Here is a 2,206-nt window from a genome sequence, read left to right as displayed (position 1 = left end):
CGGGAACGTGTCGCCCCACCAGCCGTAACGCTGGTCATCGTCCAGCAGGTCGCCGGCCTCGGCGCGCCGCCAGGTCAACAGGCTGATCACCACGGCGCGCTGCCAGGCGCGTTCTGACTCCGCATCGAGCAGCGTCATGCCGTCACCACCGGCTTACCGCTCTGCTGGTTACCCTTCGCCACTCCCTCATGCGGGTGGTTGACCTGGCTGACGCCGGCGGCGATCTGGTCGCCCTGCGACACGATCTGGCCCGTGGTGCGGATCACCGGCGTATCGAACTCCACGGCCGTCTCGGCCTTGACCTTGAGCGTCAGCGTCTGGATCTCGATCAAGCGGCCGCGCTTGAAGTGCAGGCAGTCGCCCTCGTCGGTGTACACGGCCACCTCGCCGCTCTTGAGCGCCTGCAGGCGAAAGCGCCGGTCGGCGACGCAGACCACCACCCCATGGGAGCGGTCGCCGCCCAGGAACGCCGCTAGACCCTCGGCACCGGGTAGCGGGTTGGATGTGAAGCCGTAGGGCTCGAAGTGCTCCATGCCGTCTTTCACTTCGTCGGCGGTAAGGCGCATCTGCAGGCCCTGCAGCTTGCGGCCAGCATCGACCAGGGCGACCACGCCCCGGGCGAGAAAATTTCTCATGGGTTTCATTGGCCAGGCTTCCAGTCGGCGGGGATGAGGTATTCGAAGTTGTCGGCCTTGCCGCCCTTCTTGAGCTTGCGCGACTTGTGCGGGTCTTTCGGCTCAGGGTCGAAGCCATCCGGCGGGCCTACCACGATGTTGGCCACGGTGCCGGCGTCATCGAGCACGTACTCGATTTCGCTGATGAGCATGTCGCGGTCGATGCCGATCAGCGGGTCGACCACGCGCACGATCATGTTCGGCACCCACAGGGCGCCGGTGGACTGCCGCCATCCCTGGATTTTGTAGCGTAGGGTCAGCGCCTTGCCCATGCGGCTGCCGCGCTCCCAGTTGGCCCGCGCCTGAGCCAGCTCCGGGGTCATCTGGCCACTTTCGTGGATCAGCAGCACCCGCCGCCGGGTGGCGCGCGGATCGGTGACGCCGGCCTTCACTTCACTAGCCGCCGCGCCGTAGTCAGTGTCGGTGCCTGAGCGCTGGCCAGTGACGCGGTACTCGGAAAACACCCCCGAGAAATCCAGCTCGGCGCTGCCGGTCAACAGGTTCTGCCCCAGTTCCAGGCGGTCGACGGCGCGGCCGGCGCTGCCCGGCTTGATGATCACCACCCGCCCCCGGGCGTCATCGGTCGATAGCAGCCGCGAAAGCGTCAGCAAGCGGTCGATGGACTCGAAGGCAGTTTCGCCCGGTTCTATCTGGTGGTCGGCCAGCTTGGTGGTTTCCGCCACCTCACTCAGCACCCGCACCTCGTAGGGCTCAGCCAGCGCCTGCACGATCTTCTGCACGCTCTGCCCGCGCCACTGGCCGGGCTTGTTCACCGCCGAGCAGTCCACCAGGTCGGCAGTCAGTGAGCGGCCGGCGACCGACCGTTCGACGCTGTGGGCGTCGTAGCTGATCGGCGTGCTGAATACCCAGCCCGTCAGCACCAGGTCGGCGCCGATGCGCACTTCGCAGCGGTCGCCCTGGCGCACCGGGATTTCCTGCACCTGGCCCGGCCAGCTCCACGTCACGCCCAGGCGAAAATCCCGGGCTTGGCGTTCAATGCCGGCGCTGATGCTGACTTTCTTCCAGCCGCGATAGTCCAGGCCGTTCACGCTCAGCGTGACAGCGTTTTGGTTGTCCATGGATTCACTCTCGAGCGATGGTCAGCGCGCCCACGGGCAGGAAGCCCGGGTGCTGCACCTTGTTACGCGTAACGATTTCCTCGGCGCGGGTGGCGTCGCCATAGCGCTGGTACGCCAGCACCACCGCCGGCAGGCTTTCCCGCGTGGTGACCTCGGCCAGCCGCACGCCGGCGCGGGCCACTTCGGTCAGGTGCGCCCGCACCTGATTACGCACCACCTCCAGCCGCTCGACATGCTCGACCGGCGACGCCAGGGCGGCCAGCCACAGGGCGTCGCTGATGGCGTCACGCAGCGCGACCACGTCGGCAGTCACCGGCACCTCGGGGCGCTGGATCGGGGCCGCCACCTGCTGCTCCAAGGTGGCGAAGCCGGTCAACGGCTCGGGCGCCTGCACCACCGGCATGGCCACCGCCTCGCGCACGGCCAACACGATCAGCGCATCGCGCACCAGCT

General features: G+C 67.7%; 3 protein-coding genes and 1 pseudogene. All 4 read right to left on the bottom strand.

What is annotated here, in order from left to right; translation table 11 throughout:
• Nucleotides 1-138, bottom strand: a 138-nt coding sequence (locus tag CC207_RS25460) for a phage GP46 family protein (RefSeq protein WP_178080998.1), incomplete at its 3' end; no start/stop codon positions are given.
• Nucleotides 135-644 (bottom strand): phage baseplate assembly protein V, encoded by a 510-nt coding sequence (locus tag CC207_RS25455; RefSeq protein WP_088852989.1) that lies wholly within the window; start codon nt 642-644, stop codon nt 135-137. The genes CC207_RS25460 and CC207_RS25455, both read right to left, overlap by 4 nt.
• Nucleotides 641-1,753, bottom strand: coding sequence for a phage baseplate assembly protein (locus tag CC207_RS25450; protein WP_088852988.1), 1,113 nt, complete (start codon nt 1,751-1,753; stop codon nt 641-643). Before CC207_RS25450 ends, CC207_RS25455 begins: the two co-directional genes overlap by 4 nt.
• A gap of 4 nt (nt 1,754-1,757) precedes the next feature.
• Nucleotides 1,758-2,206: pseudogene (locus CC207_RS25445) on the bottom strand (hydroxyacid dehydrogenase); the annotation flags it as partial.

This window comes from Pseudomonas sp. DrBHI1 (genome assembly GCF_002205115.1).
Taxonomy (GTDB): domain Bacteria; phylum Pseudomonadota; class Gammaproteobacteria; order Pseudomonadales; family Pseudomonadaceae; genus Aquipseudomonas; species Aquipseudomonas mosselii.
This window is presented reverse-complemented; position numbering and strand designations above follow the sequence as displayed.

Excerpts from the sequence above, each read along its gene's own strand:
- CC207_RS25450 (WP_088852988.1), bottom strand. The coding sequence starts at position 1,753 with ATGGACAACCAAAACGCTGTCACGCTGAGCGTGAACGGCCTGGACTAT.
- CC207_RS25455 (WP_088852989.1), bottom strand. The coding sequence starts at position 644 with ATGAAACCCATGAGAAATTTTCTCGCCCGGGGCGTGGTCGCCCTGGTC.